At 65.9% G+C, this 22,363-nt stretch carries 15 protein-coding genes and 2 pseudogenes; 6 read left to right on the top strand and 11 right to left on the bottom strand.

Annotation, left to right across the window (positions count from 1 at the left end; genetic code table 11):
* Positions 1–162 precede the first annotated feature (162 nt).
* The 4 genes from Bsp3421_RS11640 to Bsp3421_RS11655 form a co-directional block, all read right to left on the bottom strand.
* Complete coding sequence (locus tag Bsp3421_RS11640) at positions 163–1,104, bottom strand: TauD/TfdA dioxygenase family protein (RefSeq protein WP_273996111.1); 942 nt, start codon at positions 1,102–1,104, stop codon at positions 163–165.
* Between the two features lie 585 nt (positions 1,105–1,689).
* Positions 1,690–1,941 carry a hypothetical protein gene (locus Bsp3421_RS11645; protein ID WP_273996112.1) on the bottom strand — a complete coding sequence of 84 codons (252 nt, stop codon included), beginning with the start codon at positions 1,939–1,941 and terminating at the stop codon, positions 1,690–1,692.
* 103 nt (positions 1,942–2,044) lie between these two features.
* Positions 2,045–2,845 (bottom strand): Crp/Fnr family transcriptional regulator, encoded by an 801-nt coding sequence (locus Bsp3421_RS11650; RefSeq protein WP_273996114.1) that lies wholly within the window; start codon positions 2,843–2,845, stop codon positions 2,045–2,047.
* 104 nt (positions 2,846–2,949) lie between these two features.
* Entirely contained in the window at positions 2,950–3,243 is a 294-nt protein-coding gene (locus Bsp3421_RS11655; RefSeq protein WP_273996115.1) for an H-NS histone family protein, read from the bottom strand.
* Between the two features lie 154 nt (positions 3,244–3,397).
* On the opposite strand from Bsp3421_RS11655, the gene Bsp3421_RS11660 reads away from it, so the two are divergent.
* Positions 3,398–3,640 (top strand): helix-turn-helix domain-containing protein, encoded by a 243-nt coding sequence (locus Bsp3421_RS11660; protein ID WP_273996116.1) that lies wholly within the window; start codon positions 3,398–3,400, stop codon positions 3,638–3,640.
* Between the two features lie 174 nt (positions 3,641–3,814).
* On the opposite strand, the gene Bsp3421_RS11665 is transcribed toward Bsp3421_RS11660, so the two are convergent.
* From Bsp3421_RS11665 to Bsp3421_RS11675, 3 genes and pseudogenes are all read right to left on the bottom strand, one after another.
* Positions 3,815–5,614 (bottom strand): methyl-accepting chemotaxis protein, encoded by a 1,800-nt coding sequence (locus tag Bsp3421_RS11665; protein WP_273996117.1) that lies wholly within the window; start codon positions 5,612–5,614, stop codon positions 3,815–3,817.
* Between the two features lie 226 nt (positions 5,615–5,840).
* A complete protein-coding gene (locus Bsp3421_RS11670; RefSeq protein WP_273996118.1) occupies positions 5,841–7,010 on the bottom strand; it encodes an alpha/beta hydrolase family protein in 1,170 nt (389 codons plus the stop codon).
* 176 nt (positions 7,011–7,186) lie between these two features.
* A pseudogene (locus Bsp3421_RS11675) lies at positions 7,187–7,973 on the bottom strand (transposase).
* An 833-nt stretch (positions 7,974–8,806) separates the two neighbouring features.
* On the opposite strand from Bsp3421_RS11675, the gene Bsp3421_RS11680 reads away from it, so the two are divergent.
* Genes Bsp3421_RS11680 through Bsp3421_RS11695 form a run of 4 tightly spaced genes read left to right on the top strand, consistent with a single transcriptional unit; the run spans position 8,807 to position 14,395 of the window.
* Positions 8,807–10,426 (top strand): tryptophan halogenase family protein, encoded by a 1,620-nt coding sequence (locus Bsp3421_RS11680; protein WP_273996119.1) that lies wholly within the window; start codon positions 8,807–8,809, stop codon positions 10,424–10,426.
* Positions 10,423–11,508: a monodechloroaminopyrrolnitrin synthase PrnB family protein gene (locus Bsp3421_RS11685; RefSeq protein ID WP_273996120.1), complete on the top strand. Its 1,086-nt coding sequence runs from the start codon at positions 10,423–10,425 to the stop codon at positions 11,506–11,508. Before Bsp3421_RS11680 ends, Bsp3421_RS11685 begins: the two co-directional genes overlap by 4 nt.
* A gap of 49 nt (positions 11,509–11,557) precedes the next feature.
* Positions 11,558–13,258 (top strand): NAD(P)/FAD-dependent oxidoreductase, encoded by a 1,701-nt coding sequence (locus tag Bsp3421_RS11690; RefSeq protein ID WP_273996121.1) that lies wholly within the window; start codon positions 11,558–11,560, stop codon positions 13,256–13,258.
* Positions 13,259–13,282: 24 nt separating this feature from the next.
* Positions 13,283–14,395 carry a Rieske 2Fe-2S domain-containing protein gene (locus Bsp3421_RS11695; protein WP_273996122.1) on the top strand — a complete coding sequence of 371 codons (1,113 nt, stop codon included), beginning with the start codon at positions 13,283–13,285 and terminating at the stop codon, positions 14,393–14,395.
* A gap of 236 nt (positions 14,396–14,631) precedes the next feature.
* Here the strand turns inward: Bsp3421_RS11695 and Bsp3421_RS11700 are convergent.
* The 4 genes and pseudogenes from Bsp3421_RS11700 to Bsp3421_RS11715 form a co-directional block, all read right to left on the bottom strand.
* A pseudogene (locus tag Bsp3421_RS11700) lies at positions 14,632–15,738 on the bottom strand (IS5 family transposase).
* An 89-nt stretch (positions 15,739–15,827) separates the two neighbouring features.
* On the bottom strand, positions 15,828–17,153 hold the full coding sequence (locus Bsp3421_RS11705) for an amino acid permease (RefSeq protein WP_443111510.1): 1,326 nt from the start codon (positions 17,151–17,153) through the stop codon (positions 15,828–15,830).
* Between the two features lie 654 nt (positions 17,154–17,807).
* A complete protein-coding gene (locus Bsp3421_RS11710) occupies positions 17,808–19,622 on the bottom strand; it encodes an RICIN domain-containing protein (RefSeq protein WP_273996124.1) in 1,815 nt (604 codons plus the stop codon).
* A gap of 67 nt (positions 19,623–19,689) precedes the next feature.
* The gene (locus Bsp3421_RS11715) at positions 19,690–21,684 is read right to left on the bottom strand and encodes a beta-galactosidase (protein ID WP_273996125.1); all 1,995 of its coding nucleotides are present in this window, start codon (positions 21,682–21,684) and stop codon (positions 19,690–19,692) included.
* A 113-nt stretch (positions 21,685–21,797) separates the two neighbouring features.
* Between Bsp3421_RS11715 and Bsp3421_RS11720 the strand changes: the two genes are divergently transcribed.
* On the top strand, positions 21,798–22,049 hold the full coding sequence (locus Bsp3421_RS11720; protein ID WP_273996126.1) for a hypothetical protein: 252 nt from the start codon (positions 21,798–21,800) through the stop codon (positions 22,047–22,049).
* Positions 22,050–22,363: the final 314 nt, after the last annotated feature.

Here is a 22,363-nt window from a genome sequence, read left to right on the forward strand (position 1 = left end):
CGAACATCCGCTCGTCGCCGACCGACGCCGTGTAGGCGCCGTTGTAGCTCGCGAACGAGGCGAGGTAGTAGCGCTTGTCGAGCAGGTTGCGCACCCACAGCGACAGGTCCCATTAAAGAGCTTCATGGTGTCGTGCGCTCCGATGGGGTGGAAAAACGCCGCTCAGGCGGCTTTCGTCGCGACGGCGGCCGGGTTCGGCTCGCGCAAGCGGGTCACGCTGCGGCGGCCGTCGACGCTGACCGGCACATCGCCCGCGAGCGTCACGCGGCGCACCACGCGATGCGCATCGCCGTAGTCATTGACCGCGTAGTGCTGGGTCGCGCGGTTGTCCCAGATCGCGACGTCGCCCGCCTGCCAACGCCAGCGCACGATGTTTTCGAGGCGCGTCACGTAGCCTTGCAGCAGTTCGAACAGATGCGCGGAGCCGCTCGGCGTCACGCCGACGAAATGCTTGAGGAAGTGGCCGAGGATCAGCGTCTTCTCGCCGGTTTCCGGATGCACGCGCACGACCGGATGCTCGGTCTCGTAGCGGGTCGACACGAACACCTCGCGGTAGCGCTTGAGCGCCTCGGCATCGCGCCCGGCCTCGCCCACGCGCGCATGGGTCGCATAGTCGTATTCGTTGCTGTGCACCGCCCACAAGGTGTCGGCGAGCGCCTTCAGCGGCGGCGGCAGATCGTCGTAGGCGCTCGCCGTATTGGCCCACACGGTGTCGCCGCCGACCTCGGGAATCGTCACGCCGCGCAGGATCGACGCCTGCGGATAGGCGTCGACGAAGGTCACATCGGTGTGCCACGAATTCGCGCGGCCGCCGCGATGCGAATCGAGTTCCAGCAGATACGCGGTGCCGTCGACGACCGGCACGGTCGGATGCGCGATGGGATCTCCCAGGCGCTTCGCGAAGGCTTCCTGCCCGACGTCGTCGAGATGCGTCTGGGCGCGGAAAAAAATCACCTTGTGCTTGAGCAGCGCGGCGCGGATCGCGTCGAGCGTCGTCTGTTCGAGATCGCCGGACAAGCGGACGCCGCGGATCTCGGCGCCGATGCGGCCGGTGACCGGATGGATGTCGAGCGAATTCGAGGCGGCAAGGCTGAGCGTGGTCATGATGCGGATTCCTCTATGAGTGAAGGACGGCACAAGGCCGGCGCGCCGCGATGGCGCGCAGGACGAACATGGAACGGAACGGATCGAGAGAGACCGGCGCGGCGGCGCCGGACGGCGAGCGCGAAGGCTCAGCGACAGCGGCGACCGTGTCGCGGCGTGTGCGGCGCGCGGATCGGGGCAGGCAACGGGATGAAGGCGTTCGGCACGTCGGGAGTCCGGTCTGGATCAGGTGTTGGAATGCATTATTGGCGGACCGGACGCGCCGAATCTATCGCGCGTTGGACATTTGACAGAAGATGTTGGCATACCGTTATGGCGGACGGCGTGCAAACCTCAGCGGGATTCGTGCGCTGGGGCGGAACGGGCCGCGCCGCTGAAATCGTGAGTGCGCGGGTCGCCGGACGGCGGCCGCGTTCAACCTGCGCTTTCGCCCATCGTCGCGGCATCATGGAGAAAGATCCGGGAGACCGCCTGCGCGCCCGCGCACCGTTCAAGGCTGGAGAAGCAGGCGCAAGCCGACCAGGAGGCCGGCTGCCGTGCGTTCCTTGCTCGCGCGCCCCGCCCGCGCGACGACATCGATCGCCGTCAAGCCGTCAAGCGGGGCATGTATCGGATGGCGGCGCTCATGCGCAGGCGGACCCGTGCGGCGGCCTCGCCAATCGCCACGCATGCGGGCAGGAACGGGATCAGAACGATACGCCGGGACGACGCGGGTTTCAGCGCGCTCGACACGGGACGACGACCGTCCCAGGCCGCGCCGTCGAACGCGAGCGCCGCCTTCGACGCAGGATTCCCGAGCGGATCGAACGGTGGCGGAGCGGGCAACGCGCGCGACATGAGCCGTCCCATCGGCATCGCCGAGTCGCGCCGGACGCAGCGGACACAATAGAAGGATGGCGTGCGGAAATGGCCTGCGAAACGCCCCTCCCCGGCCGGCCTGCTACTCGTCCCGCTCGCTGATCGCCCGCAACGCCTCCAGATCGAGAATCGTGATCCGGCTGTACTGCGCGTCGATCACGCGCTGCTGCACGAGCCGGCGCACTTCCTTGTTCACGCTCTGCCGCGACGCCACCAGCAGCGACGCGAGATCCTCCTGCGACAGCCGGATCGTCAGCTCGATGCCGCGCGGCGTCGCCTGCCCATGCCACTCCGCGAGCACGAGCAGCTGATCGGCGAGCCGCGCGCGGAACCCCGACAGCGCGCGCTTGCCGATGCGCCGGTGCAGCGCGCGGCTGCGCATGCAGATCAGGTCGAGCACGCCGCGCATCAGGCGCGGCTCGCGCGCGAACTGCTCGAACAGCGCGGCGCGGGAGATATGGAACAGCGTGGTCGGACCATGCGCGCGCTGGTCGTGCATCGAACCGCCGCCGTCGATCACGGGGATGAAGTTGATGACCTCGTTCGCCCACATGTACACGGCGACCGCGCGCGCGCCGGACGCGCTCGTCCAGCTCATCTCGATCGCGCCCGACAGCACCACCTGGATATCGTCGCAGGGCGCGTCGCGCGCGAAGATCAGCTCGCCCGGCATCCAGGTGCGCAGCCGCCCGGTATCGCACAGCGCATCGATCGAGTGCGCGGGCCAGTCGCGCAGGCAGGGATTGGCCGTGAAGGCCGCATGGATCGCGCGGCGCGTGCCCGGGTCGAGCGAACGGCCGTCGCGGTACGGCGTGAACGGCAGGGCCGCGCGCGCGGGCGCGCCGCTGCGAGCGGGCAGGACTGCTTCGGTGAATACGCTCATGGAGACGCCGGCACGTTGCGCGTAGGGACAATCCGTCCGATCTAACCAGCGTTCCGCGCCCGCGTAAAAGACTTCTTTTTTATGTGCTTATCACCCGCGCCCGGTCACTCGTCGATCAGGAAGCGCTCCCGCTCCTGCCCGACGATCCAGGCGGGCGCGCGGCCCCGGCCCGTCCAGGTGGCGCCCGTCTTCGGATCGCGGTAGCGCGGCTTCGGGCGCTGCTCGTCCTTCTTCGGCCGCCCCAGGCGGGGCGGAAACAGATCACGCTGCGTCAGCCCGTAGTCGGCGATTTTTTGCCGAATTTCGGTGACCACGGCTTGCAGCTCCGCATCCCTCGCTACTCTCGCCTGCCGCGTCAAATCATTCAGTCTGGCGAGCAATTCCTTGTATGTTGCCATTACCCATTCCCCGTATGAATCCGACAACCCCGGCCCGCGAGCATCAAAACCATGCCTGTTGTTTGAATGATTTTTATTCCGCGGTCAGGATTCAGTTATCATATCCGAAATAGGCCAATGTGGCCTATTTTGATTCAGCAGGGAGCATTCGCCCATGCTCCCGTCCATTCACCATCCTCGCTATGTCATCCTCCGCACCCACCTGCGGGCGCTGAGGAGAGCAGCCGGCCTGACCCAGACGCAGCTCGCGGAGCGCCTGCGGATCGACCAATCCTATCTATCCAAGATCGAACGTGGCGAACGCTACGTCGACATCCTGTTCTATCTGGACTGGTGCCGCCATTGCGGCGTGGCACCCGGCGACGCCGTCCTCGAGTTAATGGATGCAGGCGGTTGAGTTCACATGAAATGAAACAATACTCAACCGAATTTCAATATGAATTTCTTTGCGGATCAGCCAAAGGATCATTACTGACTTCAGGTTGATTTTTTGGCATACCTGATACCAATTACTTTGGAAATGCCATTGAATGCGCGGCACCCGCCCGGGACGCCGCGCGCGATCGCCGGATCAGGCGACGCGGAACTGGCCCACCGTCGTGGCCAGCGCATTGGCCTGGGTCTGGAGCGCGGCCGCCGCCGCGGTCGACTGTTCGACGAGCGCCGCATTCTGCTGGACCATCTCGTCGAGCTGCGTGACCGCGCGGTTGACTTCCTGGATGCCGCGCGTCTGCTCGTTCGCCGCGTGCGTGATCTCCGAGATGATGGTCGTCACGTTCGAGACGTTGGTCACGATCTCGTTCATCGTCTGCCCGGCCTGGCGCACCTGGCTCGATCCCGCCCCCACGCTCTCGACCGTCGATTCGACCAGCACCTTCACCTCGCGGGCCGCCTGCGCGCTGCGCTGCGCGAGGCTGCGCACCTCCGCCGCGACCACCGCGAAACCGCGGCCCTGCTCGCCCGCGCGCGCCGCTTCGACGGCCGCGTTCAGCGCGAGGATGTTGGTCTGGAATGCGATGCCGTCGATCACGCCGATGATGTCGCCGATGCGGCTCGACGCCCCTTCGATCTTCTCCATCGTCGCGATCACGTCCGCCACCACCACGCCGCCGTGCGACGCGATCTTCGACGCCGCCGCCGCGCGCTCGTCGGCCTGCCCGGCCGCGCTCGCCGACTGGCCGACCGTCGCGGTGATCTCCTCCATCGAGGCAGCCGTCTGCTCCAGGCTTGCCGCCGCCGACTCAGTGCGCGACGACAGGTCGAGGTTGCCGGCCGCGATCTCGTTCGCGGCGGTCCGCACCGATTCGCTCGCGTCGCGGATCTGCACCATCACGTCGTGCAGCTTGTCGATGAAGGCGTTGAACGAGCGCGCGATGTCGCTGACTTCGTCGCGGCCGTCGGCCGGCAGACGCTGGGTCAGGTCGCCCGAGCCCGAACCGATCGCGGCCATCGCCTGACGCACCATCGACAGCCGGCGGAACGCGGTGGCCGTGATCGCGCCGACGATCAGCGACGCCAGCACCGCGATCACGATCATCGACACAATCTCGGTCGTCAGCATCAGCTTCGTGCCGGCCGTCGCCTCCGCGCGATCGAGCGCGACGATCGCATACCAGTCGGTGCCCGTGATCGGCAGCGCGCGCACCAGCTTGGTCTCGTCGCCGACCTTCACTTCAAGCGGCGCATCGGCGCTCGCCAGCGAGGCGAGATTGACGTTCTTCAGGTCCGGCGCGAAATCGGCCACCGGCTTCAAGGTCAGCTTCGAATCCGGATGCGCGACGATATGGCCGCTGCTGTCGATCAGCATCCCGAAGCTCGCGGGCGTCGGATGGATCGCCTTCACGTTCGCAATCACGCTGTCCATCGCGACGTCGCCCGACACCACCGCCTTCACCGCGCCGTCGCGCACCACCGGCACGGCGAACGCGACCACCAGCTTGCCGGTGCCGACATCGACGTAAGGCGGCGTGACGATCGGCTTGCCGGCGTCGGCCGCTTGCCGATACCACGGGCGGCCGGTCGGGTCGTAATCGGGCGGGATGCCGGATGCATCGGAGAACTTGGCGGTTTTGTCCGCGTAGCCGACGTAGACGTTGGTGAAGCCGCCCGCCGCCGCGACCTGCTTCAGCGCGGGCAGCGGATCCGGCGACAGCACCGCGTCCTGCAGCGACGCGACCATCTGGCTCTTCGATGCGACCCAGTCGCGAATCCCGACCGCGTGGCCGTTCGCGACGGCAATCAGGCTTTGGTTGATCGACTCGTCGTTGTAGGACTTGCTGACGAGATAGTTGAGCAGGGTGCTGATGACCAGTGCGAATACGACGATGCCGACACTGGCGGCGATGATACGGGCGCGGATAGACGAAAACATGTGGCAGCGACTCTTGGTAGGGAGCGGGACGCCCGATTGGCAGGTGTCTCTGTATACGGCCCGCCCCCGCTTTTCTTGAGGACAATGTCCGGATCCCGAGCCGTTGCGCGCCCGTCGCTTTCGTCTGATTTAAGCGTCCACCGGACTTTTCACGCCGTGTCCTTGCGCCGTGTCATGCGCGCCGCGCTTCGCCGTGCGCGCTTCGCGCCGCGTTATTCGCTATTCGTTATTCGCTATTCGCCCCCGCATGCGCCGCGTGCCGATACACGACCTGTTGATCGACCGCATAGAGTTCGCAGGCGGCCTGCGTATGCGTCGCGCAATGCGCGAGCGCGAGACGCGCGGCGTCATCGCCGACCGCGTAGCCGCAATGGCCGTCGGGCGATACCGCGAACGCACGATGCGCGCGCGGATCGGCGTCGAGGAACGCCGCATAGAGCCCTTTTCCGCCCGCGCCCGTCACGGGCACCGCGTCGAGATCCTCGACGTCCGGTCCCGCGCCGGCAGGCCCGGCGCCATCCGCCCCCGCGCCCTCGCCGCGCAGGCTATGCGCCTCGAACGGCAGCCCCAGCGCGGCGAAGAAACGCGCATAGGCGGGCAGCCACAACGGCATGCCGCTGCGCGACGCGAAGGTCTGGTGCGAATCGCTGCCGAATACGCCGTAATCGACCCACTCCGCCCGCCCGCCCGCCGCGACATAGGCGTCGTGCATCGCCTTCGGCAGCGTCTGGCCCCAGTAGGAATCGTTGTCGCCGTACATCCACAGCGACGGCGCCTCCGATTTCGCGCCATATTGCGCGTAGGCGTCGACATCCGCGCGCTCCCAGTCGATGCAGCGCTCGCGCCGCATCCCGCCCGCCATGTTGATGAGCCCCACCACGCCCGGCAGGTTGCGCTCGCCGAGCGCCATCGTCGCGAGTCCGCCCTGCGACTGGCCGATCACGACGATGTGCGCCGCGTCGACATAGGGCAGCGATTTCGCATAGCCGATCGCCGCCTCGATGTCGTCGGCCTGCAGGCGGCCGGTCTCGGCGATATTGCAGCCGCCGTCCGCGTAGAGGCCGCCGGAGGAGCCGAAGCCCTGCCGGGTCGGCACGATCACGGCATAGCCGCGCTGCACGAACGCACGCGCCTGGAAGTAGTAGCCGCGATCCTTCTGGAATGCGGGATTGCCGTTCGCCTTGCCGTGATTGATCACGATCAGCGGAAACGGCCCGTCGCCGGGCGGCGCGTAGATCCGCGCGGTCAGCTTCACGCCGAACAGGCCGTGCGATTTCGTGACCTTGACGATCTCATCGCGCATGCCGGCCGCCTCGGCGGGCCGCCCCCACGCGCACATCACCACGCACGACAGCACGCAGGCCGCCGCGCGCCATCCCGCTCGCGCCCGTTCCATGATCCGCCTTACAGTCAACCGACAGAAAACCGGGCGGCGCAGCACGGCCGCCCGGGCCAACGCCGCATCATGCTACGTCGCGCGCGCGGCGCGCAAGGTGCGACTGGCGGCCCGCCAGGTCGCAACTCCAATGCGACGTCGCGCGCGGCACGCAAGCGCCCGACGCCTGGCGCCTGTCATGAACCCATATGAATGAAGTCGATGATTTTGGGCCGCATCAGACAAGCGAAGGCGAGGACATGGAATCCGGCCAGCGTGTGAGACAACCGTTCATCGCCGCGCGCGAGGCGTCAAAGGCGCGCGGCCCGTGCGAAGCGGCGCTCGGCCACCCGGGCGTCCGGGCAGCAACACGAAACCACGTATGGCCTCGGTGTGCTTGCCCCCTCCATTCGATGCAGCGGCTTTGTGCAGCCTGACGAGTCGCTTCGCTGGTATCGCCCTGATCCAGATACGCAAGCGTCAACCTCCGGCCGGTCGATTCCTGTCCCGCATGGGCCAATTGCTCGACCTGCGCGCGATCCTGCTCATGGGCCGGTGCCACTTGCCGCGCCGGCAACCGACCCGGAGTATCAACCGCCAGATGCACTTTCGAACCCTTGCGGCGTGCGAGCCGGATTCCGGTGTCGATTGCAATGTGCGGCTGTCCCGGATCATGGCGCCGGGTTGCGCTTTGCCCTCATCGCACGCGCTCGACAGTTCTCGCAGGCCATGCACGATCGCCTCGAAACAACCCGCTCGCCTCCAGCGCTGCGTCGGTTGACAGAGTGCTTCCCACGAGAGCAGGTCAATAGGCGACATGCGCCGCGGCGCGCCGCTTCGGAACTACCAGCGCGGCGCATTGAATACCTCGTGAAGCGCGTGGCGGCATTGTTCACCGCCTTCTCGCACCAGCGCCAGATACGCCACGACGAACGACCGTTGTTCGTCGCTTGCATCGCTCCGATAAGGCTTGCGGGTTTGCATCCCGACGTCTCGTCCGACCAGCGGCCAAGTTCATCACACCCCCTAAACGCGGGCAGCAGGCCAAGACCGCCGAAATGCGCCAAGGTTGGCATCTTTGCCTCAGAAATGGCGACGGATTTATTTTTATTTTAATTCTGTATTCAATTTCACTTTTTATACAAAAATCCATCGGCGCGCCCTCTCCTTTCGCCGATATTTTCCGGGATTGAGTATTCCTCTGGATCAATTCAGATTGATATGAAATTTTGCGAGATACCCGTCGTTAACATTGCTAAGGTGTATCGGAGAGGTTACGTACATGGGATGGCAAGCCTCGCGAAGCTGACGTTGTCCGAACCTCTCGATGCGCTAATGACGATGCCGCATCGGCAAGTCAATCTGTTGATGCGGCATCCCTTACGCGGTGCGCCGACGGTGCGATGAGCGACTCATATTGCTAAGTTGTCCTTTTGTTTAAGTTGAGAGAAAAACAGCCTCGCATCACCCTCTCGGGATGCAGGCAACGGTGTCCGGGTATTGCGTTGATGGACATCCCCCACTGCCCTGGAGACGTGGCAGGCACCCGAAAGACGGTCTCGTCGGAGGGGCCAGTGCGTCCTCTGCTGCGGACCGGTGCGCTGGACGGCGTGCTGTGGTCGGGTGATGCGGCGAGGGGAAGTTCTTTCACGCAGCGCTGCCCAACTTCGTTGCGATTCACCATGCCTTCCCGGTGTCATTTGTCGATTTGTCGTGATGAGCCAGACACGTTATGACGCGTTACCGGACGAGTGGCGAGTTCAGTCCGATAAGACGGCACTATCCATTCAGGTTTTAAGTCCTATGGGAAGAGTGTGATGAGCAACCCCATCAAGAATATCGTCATCGTGGGCGGCGGCACCGCGGGCTGGATGGCCGCCTCGTACCTCGTCCGGGCGCTCCAGCAGCAGGCGAACATCACGCTCATCGAATCCGCGGCGATTCCCCGGATCGGCGTGGGCGAGGCGACCATCCCGAATCTGCAGAAGGTGTTCTTCGACTTCCTCGGGATACCGGAGCGGGAGTGGATGCCCCAGGTGAACGGCGCGTTCAAGGCCGCCATCAAGTTCGTGAACTGGAGGAAATCGCCCGACCGCTCGCGCGACGATTACTTCTACCATTTGTTCGGCACCGTGCCGAACTGCGACGGCGTGCCGCTTACCCACTACTGGCTTCGCAAGCGCGAACAGGGCTTCCGGCAGCCGATGGAGTACGCCTGCTACCCGCAGCCCGAGGCGCTCGACGACAAGCTCGCGCCGTGCCTGCCCGACGGCACCCGCCAGATGTCCCACGCGTGGCACTTCGATGCGCACCTGGTGGCCGACTTCCTGAAGCGCTGGGCCGTCGAACGCGGCGTGAGCCGCGTGGTCGACGAGGTCGAGGGGGTTCACCTGAACGACCGCGGCTACATCTCCAGCCTGTCCACCAAGGAGGGACGGACGCTGGAAGCGGACCTGTTCATCGACTGCTCCGGCATGCGGGGGCTCTTGATCAACCAGGCCCTGAAGGAACCCTTCATCGACATGTCCGACTACCTGCTGTGCGACAGCGCGGTCGCCAGCGCCGTGCCCAACGCAGACGCGCGCGTGGGGATCGAGCCGTACACTTCCTCGATCGCCATGAACGCGGGGTGGACCTGGAAGATACCGATGCTGGGCCGGTTCGGCAGCGGCTACGTCTTCTCGAGCAAGTTCACCTCGCGCGACCAGGCCACCGCCGACTTCCTCGACCTCTGGGGCCTCTCGGACAAGCAGCCGCTCAACCAGATCAAGTTCCGGGTCGGGCGCAACGGACGGGCGTGGGTCAACAACTGCGTCGCGATCGGGCTGTCGTCGTGCTTTCTGGAGCCCCTGGAATCGACGGGAATCTACTTCATCTACGCGGCGCTTTATCAGCTCGTGAAGCACTTCCCCGATACCGCGTTCGATCCGCGCCTGGCCGACGCGTTCAACGCCGAGATCGTCCACATGTTCGACGACTGCCGGGATTTCGTCCAGGCGCACTACTTCACCACGTCGCGCGAAGACACGCCTTTCTGGCTCGCGAACCGGCACGACCTGCGGCTCTCGGACGCGATCAAAGAGAAGGTTGAGCGCTACAAGGCCGGGCTGCCGCTGACCACCACGTCGTTCGACGATTCCACGTACTACGAGACCTTCGACTACGAATTCAAGAACTTCTGGTTGAACGGAAACTACTACTGCGTCTTTGCCGGCTTGGGCATGCTGCCCGACCGGTCGCTGCCGCTCTTGCAGCACCGACCGGAGTCGATCGAGAAGGCCGAGGCGATGTTCGCCCGCATCCGGCGCGAGGCCGAGCGTCTGCGGACGAGCCTGCCGACCAACTACGACTACCTGCGGTCGCTGCGCGGGGGCGACGCGGGGCCGTCTCGCAGTCAGCCCGGGCCGACGCTCGCGGCGCCGGAAACCCTGTCATGATGCGCGCCCTGGACCGGGTATGCGCATTCGCGGCCACGCACGCCGCGGTGGCGGCCTGCGATCCGCTGCAAGCGCGGGCGCTCGTTCTGCAGCTGCCGGGCCTGAACCGTAAAAAGGACGTGCCCGGCATCGTTGGCCTATTGCACGAGTTCCTCCCGGCGCGCGGCGTGCCCTCCGGCTGGGGCTTCGTCGAAGCCGCCGCCGCGATGCGGGACATCGGGTTCTTCCTGGGGTCGCTCAAGCGGCACGGACACGAACCCACGGACGTGGTGCCCGGGCTCGAACCAGTGCTGCTCGACCTGGCGCGTGTGACCGGCCTGCCACCGCGCGAGACGCTCCTGCATGTGACGGTCTGGAATCCCGCGACGGCCGACGCGCAGCGGAGTTACACCGGGCTCAGCGACGAAGCGCACCTGCTCGCGAGCGTGCGCATCTCGATGGCAAACCTCGAGGCGGCCATCGCGTTGACCGTCGAGCTGTCCGACGTGCCCCTGCGATCGCCCGCGTTCGCGCAAGGATGCGACGAGCTGGCGGCCTATCTTCATAAAATGGTCGAATCGATCGTTTACGCGTTCCGCTTCATCTCGGTGCAGGTCTTCTACGACGAACTGCGCCCCTTCTACGAACCGATTCGAGTCGGGGGCCAGAGCTACCTCGGCCCCGGTGCCGTGGAAATGCCCCTCTTCGTGCTGGAGCACGTCCTATGGGGCTCACAATCGGACCACCCCACTTACCGAGAATTCAAGGAGACCTACCTGCCCTACGTGCTTCCCGCGTTCAGGGCGGTCTACGCGCGGTTCGCCGGGGAGCCGGCGCTGGTCGACCGCGCGCTCGGCGAGGCGCACGCGTTCGGCGCGCGGGACGAGTCCGTCAGGGCCGGGCTGGCGGCCCTCGACCGGGTCTTCGAGATCCTGCTGCGCTTCCGCGCACCCCACCTCAAATTGGCGGAGCGGACGTACGAAGTCGGCCGCAGCGGCCCCGCAATCGGCAGCGGGGGATACGCGCCCAGCATGCTCGGCGATCTGCTCACGCTCACGCGCGCCGTGCGGGCCCGCCTCCGCGCCGCGCTCGACGAGTCCTGACGCCTGACGCGTGCGGCCCTGTGTTCCATCCCACCAGGAGAGTTGCCCCATGACTCAGCTGAACCCCGCGAACGGGCGCGATAGCAACCACTACGACGTGATCATCCTCGGCTCGGGCATGTCCGGCACCCAGATGGGCGCCATCCTGGCCAAACAACAGTTTCGCGTGCTGATCATCGAGGAGTCGTCGCACCCGCGGTTCACGATCGGCGAATCGTCGATCCCCGAGACGTCGCTGATGAACCGCATCATCGCCGATCGCTACGGCATTCCGGAGCTCGACCGCATCACGTCGTTCTACGCGACGCAGCGTTACGTCGCGTCGAGCACGGGCATCAAGCGCAACTTCGGCTTCGTGTTCCACAAGCCCGGCCAGGAGCACGACCCGAAGGAGTTCACGCAGTGCGTCATTCCCGAGCTGCCGTGGGGCCCGGAGAGCCACTATTACCGGCAAGACGTGGACGCCTACCTGTTGCAGGCCGCCATTCAATACGGCTGCACGGTCCGCCAGAAGACGAACGCGACCGAATACCACGCCGACAAGGACGGCGTCGCGGTGACCACCGCCCAGGGCGAACGGTTCACCGGCCGGTACATGATCGACTGCGGAGGCCCTCGCGCGCCGCTCGCGACCAAGTTCAAGCTCCGCGAGGAGCCGTGTCGCTTCAAGACGCACTCGCGCAGCCTCTACACGCACATGCTCGGGGTCAAGCCGTTCGACGACATCTTCAAGGTCAAGGGGCAGCGCTGGCGCTGGCACGAGGGGACCCTGCACCACATGTTCGCGGGCGGCTGGCTCTGGGTGATTCCGTTCAACAACCACCCGCGGTCGACCAACAACCTGGTGAGCGTCGGCCTGCAGCTCGACCCGCGCGTCCACCCGAAAACGGACATCTCCGCGCAGCAGGAATTCGATGAATTCCTCGCGCGCTTCCCGAGCATCGGAGCGCAATTCCGGGACGCCGTGCCGGTGCGCGACTGGGTCAGGACCGACCGCCTGCAATTCTCGTCGAGCGCCTGCGTCGGCGACCGCTACTGTCTGATGCTGCACGCGAACGGCTTCATCGACCCGCTCTTCTCCCGGGGGCTCGAGAACACCGCGGTGACCATCCACGCGCTCGCGGCGCGCCTCATCAAGGCGCTGCGCGACGACGACTTCTCCCCCGAGCGCTTCGAGTACATCGAGCGCCTGCAGCAGAAGCTCCTGGACCACAACGACGATTTCGTCAGCTGCTGCTACACGGCGTTCTCGGATTTCCGCCTGTGGGATGCGTTCCACCGGCTGTGGGCGGTCGGCACGATCCTCGGGCAGTTCCGGCTCGTGCAGGCCCACGCGAGGTTCCGCGCGTCGCGTGACGAGGGCGACCTCGATCACCTCGACAACGACCCACCGTACCTCGGGTACCTGTGCGCGGACATGGAGGGCTACTACCAGTTGTTCAACGACGCCAAAGCCGAGGTCGAGGCCGTGAGCGCCGGGCTCAAGCCGGCCGAGGAAGCCGCGGCGCGGATCCACGCCCTCATCGACGAACGCGACTTCGCCAGGCCGATGTTCGGCTTCGGGTACTGCATCACCGGGGCCAAGCCGCAGCTCAACAACTCGAAGTACAGCCTGCTGCCGGCGATGAAGCTGATGCACTGGACGCAAACCAGCGCGCCGGCAGAGGTGAAAAAGTACTTCGACTACAACCCGATGTTCGCGCTGCTCAAGGCGTACGTCACGACCCGCATCGGCTTGGCGCTGAAGTAGTCGGCCGACGCCGGAACGAAAACGATGAACGACGTTCAATTGGATCAAGCGGGCACCCGGGAGCATTCCCCGGGGGCGTACGACGCGACCACGCGCCTGGCCGCGAGCTGGTACGTCGCGATGCGCTCGGACGACCTCAAGGACAAGCCGACGGAGTTGACGCTCTTCGGCCGTCCGTGCGTGGCGTGGCGCGGCGCGACGGGGCGGGCCGTGGTGATGGACCGCCACTGCTCGCACCTCGGCGCGAACCTGGCCGACGGGCGGGTCATGGACGGGTGCATCCAGTGCCCGTTCCACCACTGGCGGTACGACGAGCACGGCCAATGCGTTCACATCCCCGGCCACAGCCTTGCGGTGCGCCGGCTGGAGCCGGTCCCGCGCGGGGCGCGCCAGCCGACCTTGGCCACCACCGAGCGATACGGCTACGTGTGGGTCTGGTACGGCTCCCCGCAGCCGCTGCACCCGCTGCCCGAAATCGCCGCGGCCGACGTCGACAACGGCGACTACATGCACCTGCACTTCGCGTTCGAGACGACGACGGCGGTCCTGCGGATCGTCGAGAACTTCTACGACGCGCAGCACGCGACGCCCGTGCACGCGCTCCCGGTCACGGCCTTCGAGCTCAAGCTCTTCGACGATTGGCGCCGGTGGCCGGAGGTCGAGTCGCTGGCGCGGGCGGGCGCGTGGTTCGGCGCCGGGATCGACTTCACCGTGGACCGCTACTTCGGCCCCCTCGGCATGCTGTCGCGCGCGCTCGGCCTCAACATGTCGCAGATGAACCTGCACTTCGACGGCTACCCCGGCGGGTGCGTCATGACCGTCGCCCTGGACGGGGACGCCAAATACAAGCTGCTCCAGTGCGTGACGCCCGTGAGCGACGGCAAGAACGTCATGCACATGCTCATCTCGATCAGGAAGGCGGGCGGCGCCCTGCGCCGCGCGACCGACTTCGTGCTGTTCGGATTGCAGACCAGACAGGCCGCGGGGTACGACGTCAAGATCTGGAACGGGATGAAGCCGGACGGCGGCGGCGCGTACAGCAAGTACGACAAGCTCGTGCTCAAGTACCGCGCGTTCTACCGGGACTGGGTCGACCGCGTCGCCGAGACGACCGCTCGACCGCGCGGCCGCGAATGAGCGGCGATGCGCGAGTCGGCGGCCCGCGAGATGCCATGCGCTTTGCCGCTTATCGGGATCGGTTCACGACAGGCGCTAGCAGGCTGTTGAAAAGCGCCTCGCTTTGGCGATCGGGGCACGGTTTAAAAGGGTTTCGTATGCGATTGGCCGCTGAGTTGCAGACGGATCGTGCCGGATGCGCCGCTGGAGAGCGGACCGGCCGGCGCGTTGCCACGCAACTGCTGCGCTCGGGCGGCTCATCGCGTGGCTCCTTGCGGCACCGCTGCCAGTATTCGGGCCATTCGAGTCAGGTTGCTCGCCAGCATCGTCAGCTTGAAGTGCTGGTCGACCCGCTTGATGCCGCGATACGCGGTCTGCCGAATCCTGCCGACGGTCTTGCCCCAGCCGAAGTGCTCTTCGATGCGCTTGCGAATCACTTGGCTGATGCCATAACCGGCGTGCCGCGACGTCCGTCCGTCGATCGCGCTGCCGCCTTGATGCGTGTCGTTGCGCGCGACGTGCGGCGTCACTTTGCGCGTTCGGCAATCCCGCACAAAGTCGCGCATGTCGTAACCCTTGTCGGCACCGAGCGTCTTGGCGTGACGACCCGGTACGCAATCGAGCAGGCGCAATGCACTCGCGCGTTCGCCGAAACCGTCCGCGTGACTGACCACTGCGCCCACCACCAAGCCCGAGCGGTTCTCCATCAGGATGTGCCCCTGATAACAAAGGATGGCTCCGCTTTGCCGCCCCTTTCGGAACAGGCGCGCATCCGGATCAGTGCTCGATTCATGCGTGTCGTTGCTGCGCCGCTTGCCCTTCCAGTCGGTGTCGACATTGCGGCCACCGCCGGCCGGTGGATCGTCCGAACCGTCCTTGGGCCGGAAGCTCTTGTGGCTGGCCCACGCCTGGATCAGCGTGCCATCAACCGAGAAGTGTTCTCTGGAGAGCAGCCCTTTGCTTGTCGGCCAAGCTCATGACTTCGGTAAAGAACGCTTCGACCACTTCGTGCTCGAGCAGACGATCCCGGTTCTTGGAGAACACCGAGTGGTCCCAGACGGCGTCTTCGATCGCCAGTCCGACGAACCAGCGGAACAGCAGGTTGTAGCGCATCTGCTCCATCAGCATGCGCTCGCTGCGCACCGAGTACAGCACCTGCAGCAGCAACGCACGCAGCAGCTTCTCGGGGGGGGAATCGACGCACGGCCGCTGTCCGCATAAATCGTGCCGAACAATCCGTTAAGTCGCTTCAGCGCTTGATTGACCAGCAACCGAAGCGGTCGCAACGGATGATCGGCCGGCACGAAGTCTTCCAGCTTCACCGTCGTGAACAGCGGTTCTTGCATCTCGTCCATTCCGCGCATCGCTCTCGCCTGCTCAAGATCATGAACACGATATCTCTAACGCACCGCCCTCAGGGCCCGTTTACACCGTATCCAAATTCAACAGCCTGCTAGGCGTCGGGCGACGCGACCGGCGCGCGCCGGCCCGCGTGGTACACGAAATAGAACACGGTGAGGCCGACGATCCACAGTGGGCCGACGACCAGCGCGACGCGCGTGTCCGGCGACAGCGTCATCAGGCCCACCACGAACGCGAGAAACGCGAGCGCGACGAACGACGACAGCGGATAGAACGGCACCCGCAGCGGCAGGCGCGCGAACTGCGCCGGCGACAGATGGCGGCGGAACCGCAGCTGCGCGACGAGGATCACGCACCAGGTCCAGATCGCGCCGAAGGTCGACACCGACGTGAGCCACACGAACACTTTCTGCGGCGCGAAATAGTTGAGCACGACGCCGATCAGCAGCAGCGCGACCGAGATCAACACGCCGTACACCGGCACGCCGCGCCGGTTCACCGAGGCGAGGCCGGCCGGGGCCTGGCGCTGCTGCGCGAGGTTGTACAGCATGCGCGCGGTGCTGAAGATGCCGCTGTTGCACGACGACAAGGCCGCCGTCAGCACCACGAAATTGATGATGCCCGCCGCCGCCGGGATGCCGAGCCGCGAGAACGTCATCACGAACGGGCTGCCCTGCGTGCCGATCTGATCCCACGGGTAGATCGACATGATCACGAACAGCGCGCCGACGTAGAAGATCACGACGCGCCAGAACACCGAGTTCACCGCCTTCGCGAGCGACTTCTCCGGATTGCGCGCCTCGCCCGCCGTCAGGCCGAGCATCTCGACGCCGAGATACGCGAACATCACGATCGGCAGCGCATCGATCACGCCCGTGAAGCCGTTCGGCATGAAGCCGCCGTGGGTCCACAGGTTCGAGATGCCGGTGGCGACGCCGCCGTTGCCGAAGCCGAACACGATCATCAGCGCGCCGCTCGCGATCATCAGCACGATCGTCACGATCTTGATCAGCGCGAACCAGAATTCGAACTCGCCGTACAGCTTGACCGCGATGAAGTTCACCGCGCCCATCAGCACCAGCGCGGCGAAGGTCCAGATCCAGTTCGGCACGTCGGGGAACCACATGTGCATGTAGACCCCGACCGCGGTGATTTCCGCCATGCAGGTGACGATCCACATGAACCAGTAGGTCCAGCCCGTGAGATAGCCCGCGAGCGGCCCGAGATAGTCCTGCGCGTAGCGGCTGAACGCGCCCGCGACCGGGTTGTGGATCGCCATCTCGCCGAGCGCGCGCATGATCAGGAAGATCGTGACGCCGCCGAGGATGTAGGTGAGCAGAATGGCCGGGCCGGCCGTGCGGATCGCGGCGGCGGAGCCGAGAAACAGGCCCACGCCGATGGTGGCGCCGAGCGCCATCAGGTTGATGTGCCGCTCTTCCAGGCCGCGATGCAGTTGTTCGTCTTGCGCTTTCACTGGGATCTGCCTCCTGGCGGCGTGCCGTCGCGCGCTGCCGTTGTCGTGTCGGATCAAACGACCGGCGCGAGCGAAGTCCCGCATGCCATTCACGGAATGCGCATTGGGATTGGCATCGAAAATGATTCGAAATCGATCGGATTCAACGCCGTATTCGCAATAATGCGAATGCGTTAATTCGCTGCGATCGGGCCGGACGCCGGCTATATCCAGGATCGGCTTTCGCCGCCGGCGACAGAAGCGCGCTCACGCCCGCGGGACGGGCGCTGGCGCGCGCCGCGCAAAGGCGCGGCGCTCCAGCAATGCGATGCTCGACAGGCGAACCTCGGACGGTGTATTGGCGTCTTAAATCAATCTCGCGCGGTCGGTCAAAATGCAGGAACGATTATAGAGATAATTCATGCCCGCCCGCCACCGATTTTTACGCGCGACTGACACCGGCCTTAATGCCGCCTTAAACGGATCGCCCGGTGAGCGTCGCGCGTCCGGCCCACCATCGCACACGCGCGGCGATGCTCGACGAGCCTGACCCGGCCACTGCGTCGTCGGCGCAACGTGCGCTCGCGCCAGGATCCCCGCCTCATCCGCGCGCGCGACTCACTTCGCGACCAGGCGCAACGCCTGCTGCGCCCGGGGCCACACCGCGATCGACGCGCGCGGCGCCGCATCCCAGCTGCGGATCGGCACGGTCGCCACGCCGGCGAGGTTCGCCGTCAGTGCGCTGCCGGGCACGTTCAGCGCGAGCCCGCTGTCGCGATTGACCAGCCGATAGCCGCCGGCCGCGCCATCGCCGATCTTCTGGAAATACCATTGCTGCCGCGCGCCCGCGGCGCTCGACGTCCAGATCGGCGCCGCGCCCCAGGCGCGTCCGGCAGCGCCGCCGCCCACGCCGAGATAGCGCTTGCCGAGCCGCAGCGTGAAAAAGCCGTCGCCGACGGCGTCCAGCGTCCATGCGCCGTCAGCGGCGGCAGGCAGATTCGTCGCCGCGCTGCCCGGATGCACGATGTACACCCGCCTCGACCCGGACGCGACCGGCACCGTGACGCCGCCCGCATCGGCGTACGCCGCCGGCGCGTGGCCCTTCGCCGGCTCGAGCGCGACCGTCACGTCGATGTATTCCGCATCGTACTTCGAGCAGGAACCGAATACGCAATACGTGCGGAACGTGCTGCCGAGCGTCGCGGCCGACGTCTTCGACACGCTGTCGGTAAACCAGCGATACCAGGAGGTCGACGAATACGGCACGCTGCCGGCGAAGGCCCAGCGTTGCGTCGCCAGATCGTCGGACACATAGAACTTCAGCGTCGTGGCCGGCGCGCCGTAGTCGAACTCGCGGGTGCCGGGATTCGAAATCGTGCGGTCCTCGGCAATCGCAAGGTACTTCTGCAGGTACACGTTCCATGCGACGCTCATCACGCGCATCGTGCCGTTCGTATAGCCGGCCGACAGCAGGTCGCCCGCGCCCTGCGCCGGCGGCGCGAACGTCTCGCCGCCCGTCTGGTCGGCGGCCGGCCCGCCTTGCGCGCTCAGGTCGGTCGCCGGCCCCGCGAGGTTCGATTCGAGCGCGCTGGACACAGGCGCGGCCGCGCACGGCGTCGCGGCGGCCGTCGCCGCGTCGCAGGTCCAGTTCGTGCCGCCCGCCTGCTCCCACTTGCCGTCGTGGAACTTCCGCCACGACGACGGCTTCATCTTGTCGCTGATCGGCGCGCGCGCGGCGTGCGCCCACATGTAGTTGTCGAAGCCGCTCGGGTTGCCGTTCTGCCCCAGGATGCGGCTCGTGTAGAAGAGGTAGAAGTAACCGGACACGTTGTCGACGTACAGGCGCGGATCGCCGTCGCCGTAGTAGTAATACGGCGTCTTCGGATCGCCGCGGCCGTAGGGCGACGTGAGGATCGGCGCCTGCAGCGTCCAGTTCGCGCCCTGGTCGGTGGAAATCGCATACGAGATCGCGTCGACGCGCGGGTCGTTGCCGAACAGCTCGTTGTGAACGATCCCGTACCAGTCGCCCGAATCCGGATCCACCCACACGCCGATCAGGTCGCAGTAGTCCGCTTGCGTGTAACCGGTGTGCGACTTCACCGGCTGACCGAACAGCGCGATCGCGACCGGGTTCCTGGCGTTGCACAGCACGCGGGTGTCGTACTGGGAATGCGCGGCGGACTCCGTCAGCGAATCCACGTTCGGCCCCGTGTAGAACTTCCAGTAATGATTGGCGGGCACGTCGTCGTATTGCGCGAACGCGTTCTGCACGTAGAACGCGCCGTTGCGATCGATGAACAGCGAGTTCGGACTGTCGGACACAGGGCTCGCCTGCACCGCCGATGCCGCGCTGAACGTCGCCGCGTGCGCGCCCCCCATGCCGAGCGCGCTGCTCGCGCACATCACGGCAAGCCATCGTAGCGTCGATTTCATGGTATCTCCCGGAATCTGAAACGGATCGAAGGCAGCCGGCCGCCGCCGGCCGAATGAAAACGGCCGCTCAGGCGAGCGTGCGGGCGAACGCGATCGGCCGGCTGTCGACCTGATGCAGATCGAACACCAGGACTTCGTTGAGCCCCGGCCGCAGCCACGGTGCGGGACAATAGAGCCGATGCTGCGGCCCGATCTTCCAGTAGCGGCCGAGGTGGCGGCCGTTCACCCAGACGAAGCCCTTCGTCCACGCGCTCATGTCGAGATAGGTGTCCGCGGCCGCATTCAGGTTGAACGTCGCCTTGAAGAACAGGCCGCTCCTGCTCGGATTCGTCACGACGGGCCGCAGGCCGGCCACGTACGCGGCGTCGAACGGCAGCAGATGCACGCCCCAATCGAGCAGTTCCGCGTCGGCCCCGCCGTTCGGCTGCAGCGCGATCGACTGCAGGATGCCCTTGCGATCGACGATCGCATGGCCGTAGTTCACGCGCCCCATCCCCTCGACCAGGATGTCGAGCGTCGGCGCGGGGGACGTCGCGAGCGCGGGAGACAGCGTCAGCGGCGCATGATGGGTCAGGTTGAATGCCTGCGCGTAATCGGCCGGCAGCGCGGCGCGCGAGATGCCGCCCGCATAGTGCTCGTCGACGTACACCGTCGCGTAGTCGTGGACGTCGGTTGCGGTCAGCACGCCCCCGGCATACCCCCGCAGCGCCCGCCGATACAGCACGAGGCCGAATGCCTGGCCGTACGCCTCGAACGGCTGCGGACGCTCCGCCGGCAAGGCCGCCGGCAGGTTGTCCCACAGCGACGCGAACGGCGCGGGCGTGATCGCGGCGACGCCCGAGAGCGTCGGAACCGGTGCGGGAACCGGCGGCAGCGGCGTCGGCAGGTAGCCGGCGATCAGCTTGCGATAGCGCAGGTAGTGCGCGGTGGCGACGCCCTGCTCGCTGATCGGCGCGGCATAGTCGTAGCTCGTGATGTCCGGTTGATACTCGCCGCTGGTCCCGTCGGTGTTCGCGCCGGAAAAGAAGCCGAAACTCGTGCCGCCGTGGATCACGTACAGGTTGAACGACAACTTGCCGCGCATCAGGGCGTCGAGCGTCGTCGTGATGTCGGTCGCGGTTCCTTGCAGCACCGCGTCGCCCCAATGCGTGAGCCAGCCCGGATACACCTCGCCCGCCATCGCCGGCACGTCCGGATAACGGGTGCGCGCCGTCGCGATGTCGGCAGCCGTCCCGCCGCTCAATGCAATCGCGCCGCCCGTCACGTTCGACTGGTTCTGTTCGAGCTGCGTCAGGCCGTCCTCCGTGTAGAACGGGCCGTTGATCCCGCCGTTCACCCACAGCTGGCGAATCTCCTCCATGTACGCCGGATCGCGCGCATAGGAGCCGAACTCGTTCTCGATCTGGATCATCAGGATCGGGCCGCCGTTCCCGACCAGCAGCGGCGCGACCATCGGCACCAGCCGAGCGATGTAGCGCGACACCGCGGCCATGTAACGCGGGTCGGTGGTCGAATTGACGCGCAGCTGGATGTCGGGATAGCGCAGCAGGTAGGACGGCATGCCCCCCAGGTCCCACTCGCCGCACACGTACGGGCCGGGGCGCAGCAGCACCCACATGTTCTCGTCCTGGCAGAGCCGGATGAACGCGGCGATGTCGCGGTTGTCCGTGTGGAAATCGAATACGCCCGGCGCCGACTCGTGGTAATTCCACATGATGTAGAGCGCGATGGTGTTCATCCCCATCGCCTTCGCCATCCGGATCCGATGACGCCAGTACTCGACGGGAATCCGCGCGGGGTGCATCTCGCCGCTGCGGATCTGGAATACGCGACCGTCAAGCAGGAATGCCGCGCCGTTCCGGGCGAACGCGAACGTATGGCGCCCGCAGCTGCTCGGTTGCGGCGCCTGCGCCGCCTCGACGGACGAGTCGACGCCGGCCGCAGCCGACGTCGACCGCGGCCCGCCACCGCCCGTGCCGTCGCCGCCGCCGCCGCCGCTGCCACACGCGGCCATGACCGGCGCCAGCGTCGTGAACGCAAGGAAGTTTCTTCTGTTCGTCATCATGCCCGCCCTCGTTGTGATCGCGCAGCGGGTTTTCTCCGTTGCGCGAGCCTGTCTCTCATTAGGATTCCATAGCGAGCGGCGCGGACCTGATCAATCCGCGCGATCCGCACGTGAACGACCCGTGCCTATCGCAGCAGCCGGGCCGTCGCAACGGCCCGGCCTTCCGCTCGTCTTGTTTTCTTGAAAAAATCCTACATGGCAAATCTCGATTTGTCAGCAAGATCGTGTTGAATCCCAAAAACGCTCGGCTTCATCGCCTGTTTGCTGCATCCCAGCATGTCCTCGGCATCGAGGATTCGTATCGGCTGTTTCATGGCGTCGAATCCGGCTCAAGGGAAATGCGGGGCGACGGCCCATCCTGATGACGGATGCAACGCCGTGCCGGACCCCGTCCTTTCGGCAGCGGCGCGACGATCGCCGCCATGCCCGCATGACGGGGCTCGGCATCGCCGCTCCCGTTCGACCGACCGACGTGTTGCCAATCGACCCGACACACGAGGCGCTCGCTTCGAGATCATCGCCTTGTAAAAATCCTACATATTGGATCGATTCACGCTCCAGTATGGATCGCCCCATCATTAACGTGCTATCAAGCCTTTTAAACGAAACAATCCGGCACCGATCGGAAAGTGCGAACGGCCTTTCTTTTCATGTTTGAAATTTTCATACATTGATC

It is taken from the genome of Burkholderia sp. FERM BP-3421 (assembly GCF_028657905.1).
Lineage (GTDB): Bacteria > Pseudomonadota > Gammaproteobacteria > Burkholderiales > Burkholderiaceae > Burkholderia.

Coding starts and splice junctions, on each gene's coding strand:
- Bsp3421_RS11640 (WP_273996111.1), bottom strand. CDS start 1,104: ATGACCACGCTCAGCCTTGCCGCCTCGAATTCGCTCGACATCCATCCG.
- Bsp3421_RS11645 (WP_273996112.1), bottom strand. CDS start 1,941: ATGTCGCGCGCGTTGCCCGCTCCGCCACCGTTCGATCCGCTCGGGAAT.
- Bsp3421_RS11650 (WP_273996114.1), bottom strand. CDS start 2,845: ATGAGCGTATTCACCGAAGCAGTCCTGCCCGCTCGCAGCGGCGCGCCC.
- Bsp3421_RS11655 (WP_273996115.1), bottom strand. CDS start 3,243: ATGGCAACATACAAGGAATTGCTCGCCAGACTGAATGATTTGACGCGG.
- Bsp3421_RS11660 (WP_273996116.1), top strand. CDS start 3,398: ATGCTCCCGTCCATTCACCATCCTCGCTATGTCATCCTCCGCACCCAC.
- Bsp3421_RS11665 (WP_273996117.1), bottom strand. CDS start 5,614: ATGTTTTCGTCTATCCGCGCCCGTATCATCGCCGCCAGTGTCGGCATC.
- Bsp3421_RS11670 (WP_273996118.1), bottom strand. CDS start 7,010: ATGGAACGGGCGCGAGCGGGATGGCGCGCGGCGGCCTGCGTGCTGTCG.
- Bsp3421_RS11680 (WP_273996119.1), top strand. CDS start 8,807: ATGAGCAACCCCATCAAGAATATCGTCATCGTGGGCGGCGGCACCGCG.
- Bsp3421_RS11685 (WP_273996120.1), top strand. CDS start 10,423: ATGATGCGCGCCCTGGACCGGGTATGCGCATTCGCGGCCACGCACGCC.
- Bsp3421_RS11690 (WP_273996121.1), top strand. CDS start 11,558: ATGACTCAGCTGAACCCCGCGAACGGGCGCGATAGCAACCACTACGAC.
- Bsp3421_RS11695 (WP_273996122.1), top strand. CDS start 13,283: ATGAACGACGTTCAATTGGATCAAGCGGGCACCCGGGAGCATTCCCCG.
- Bsp3421_RS11705 (WP_443111510.1), bottom strand. CDS start 17,153: ATGGCGCTCGGCGCCACCATCGGCGTGGGCCTGTTTCTCGGCTCCGCC.
- Bsp3421_RS11710 (WP_273996124.1), bottom strand. CDS start 19,622: ATGAAATCGACGCTACGATGGCTTGCCGTGATGTGCGCGAGCAGCGCG.
- Bsp3421_RS11715 (WP_273996125.1), bottom strand. CDS start 21,684: ATGACGAACAGAAGAAACTTCCTTGCGTTCACGACGCTGGCGCCGGTC.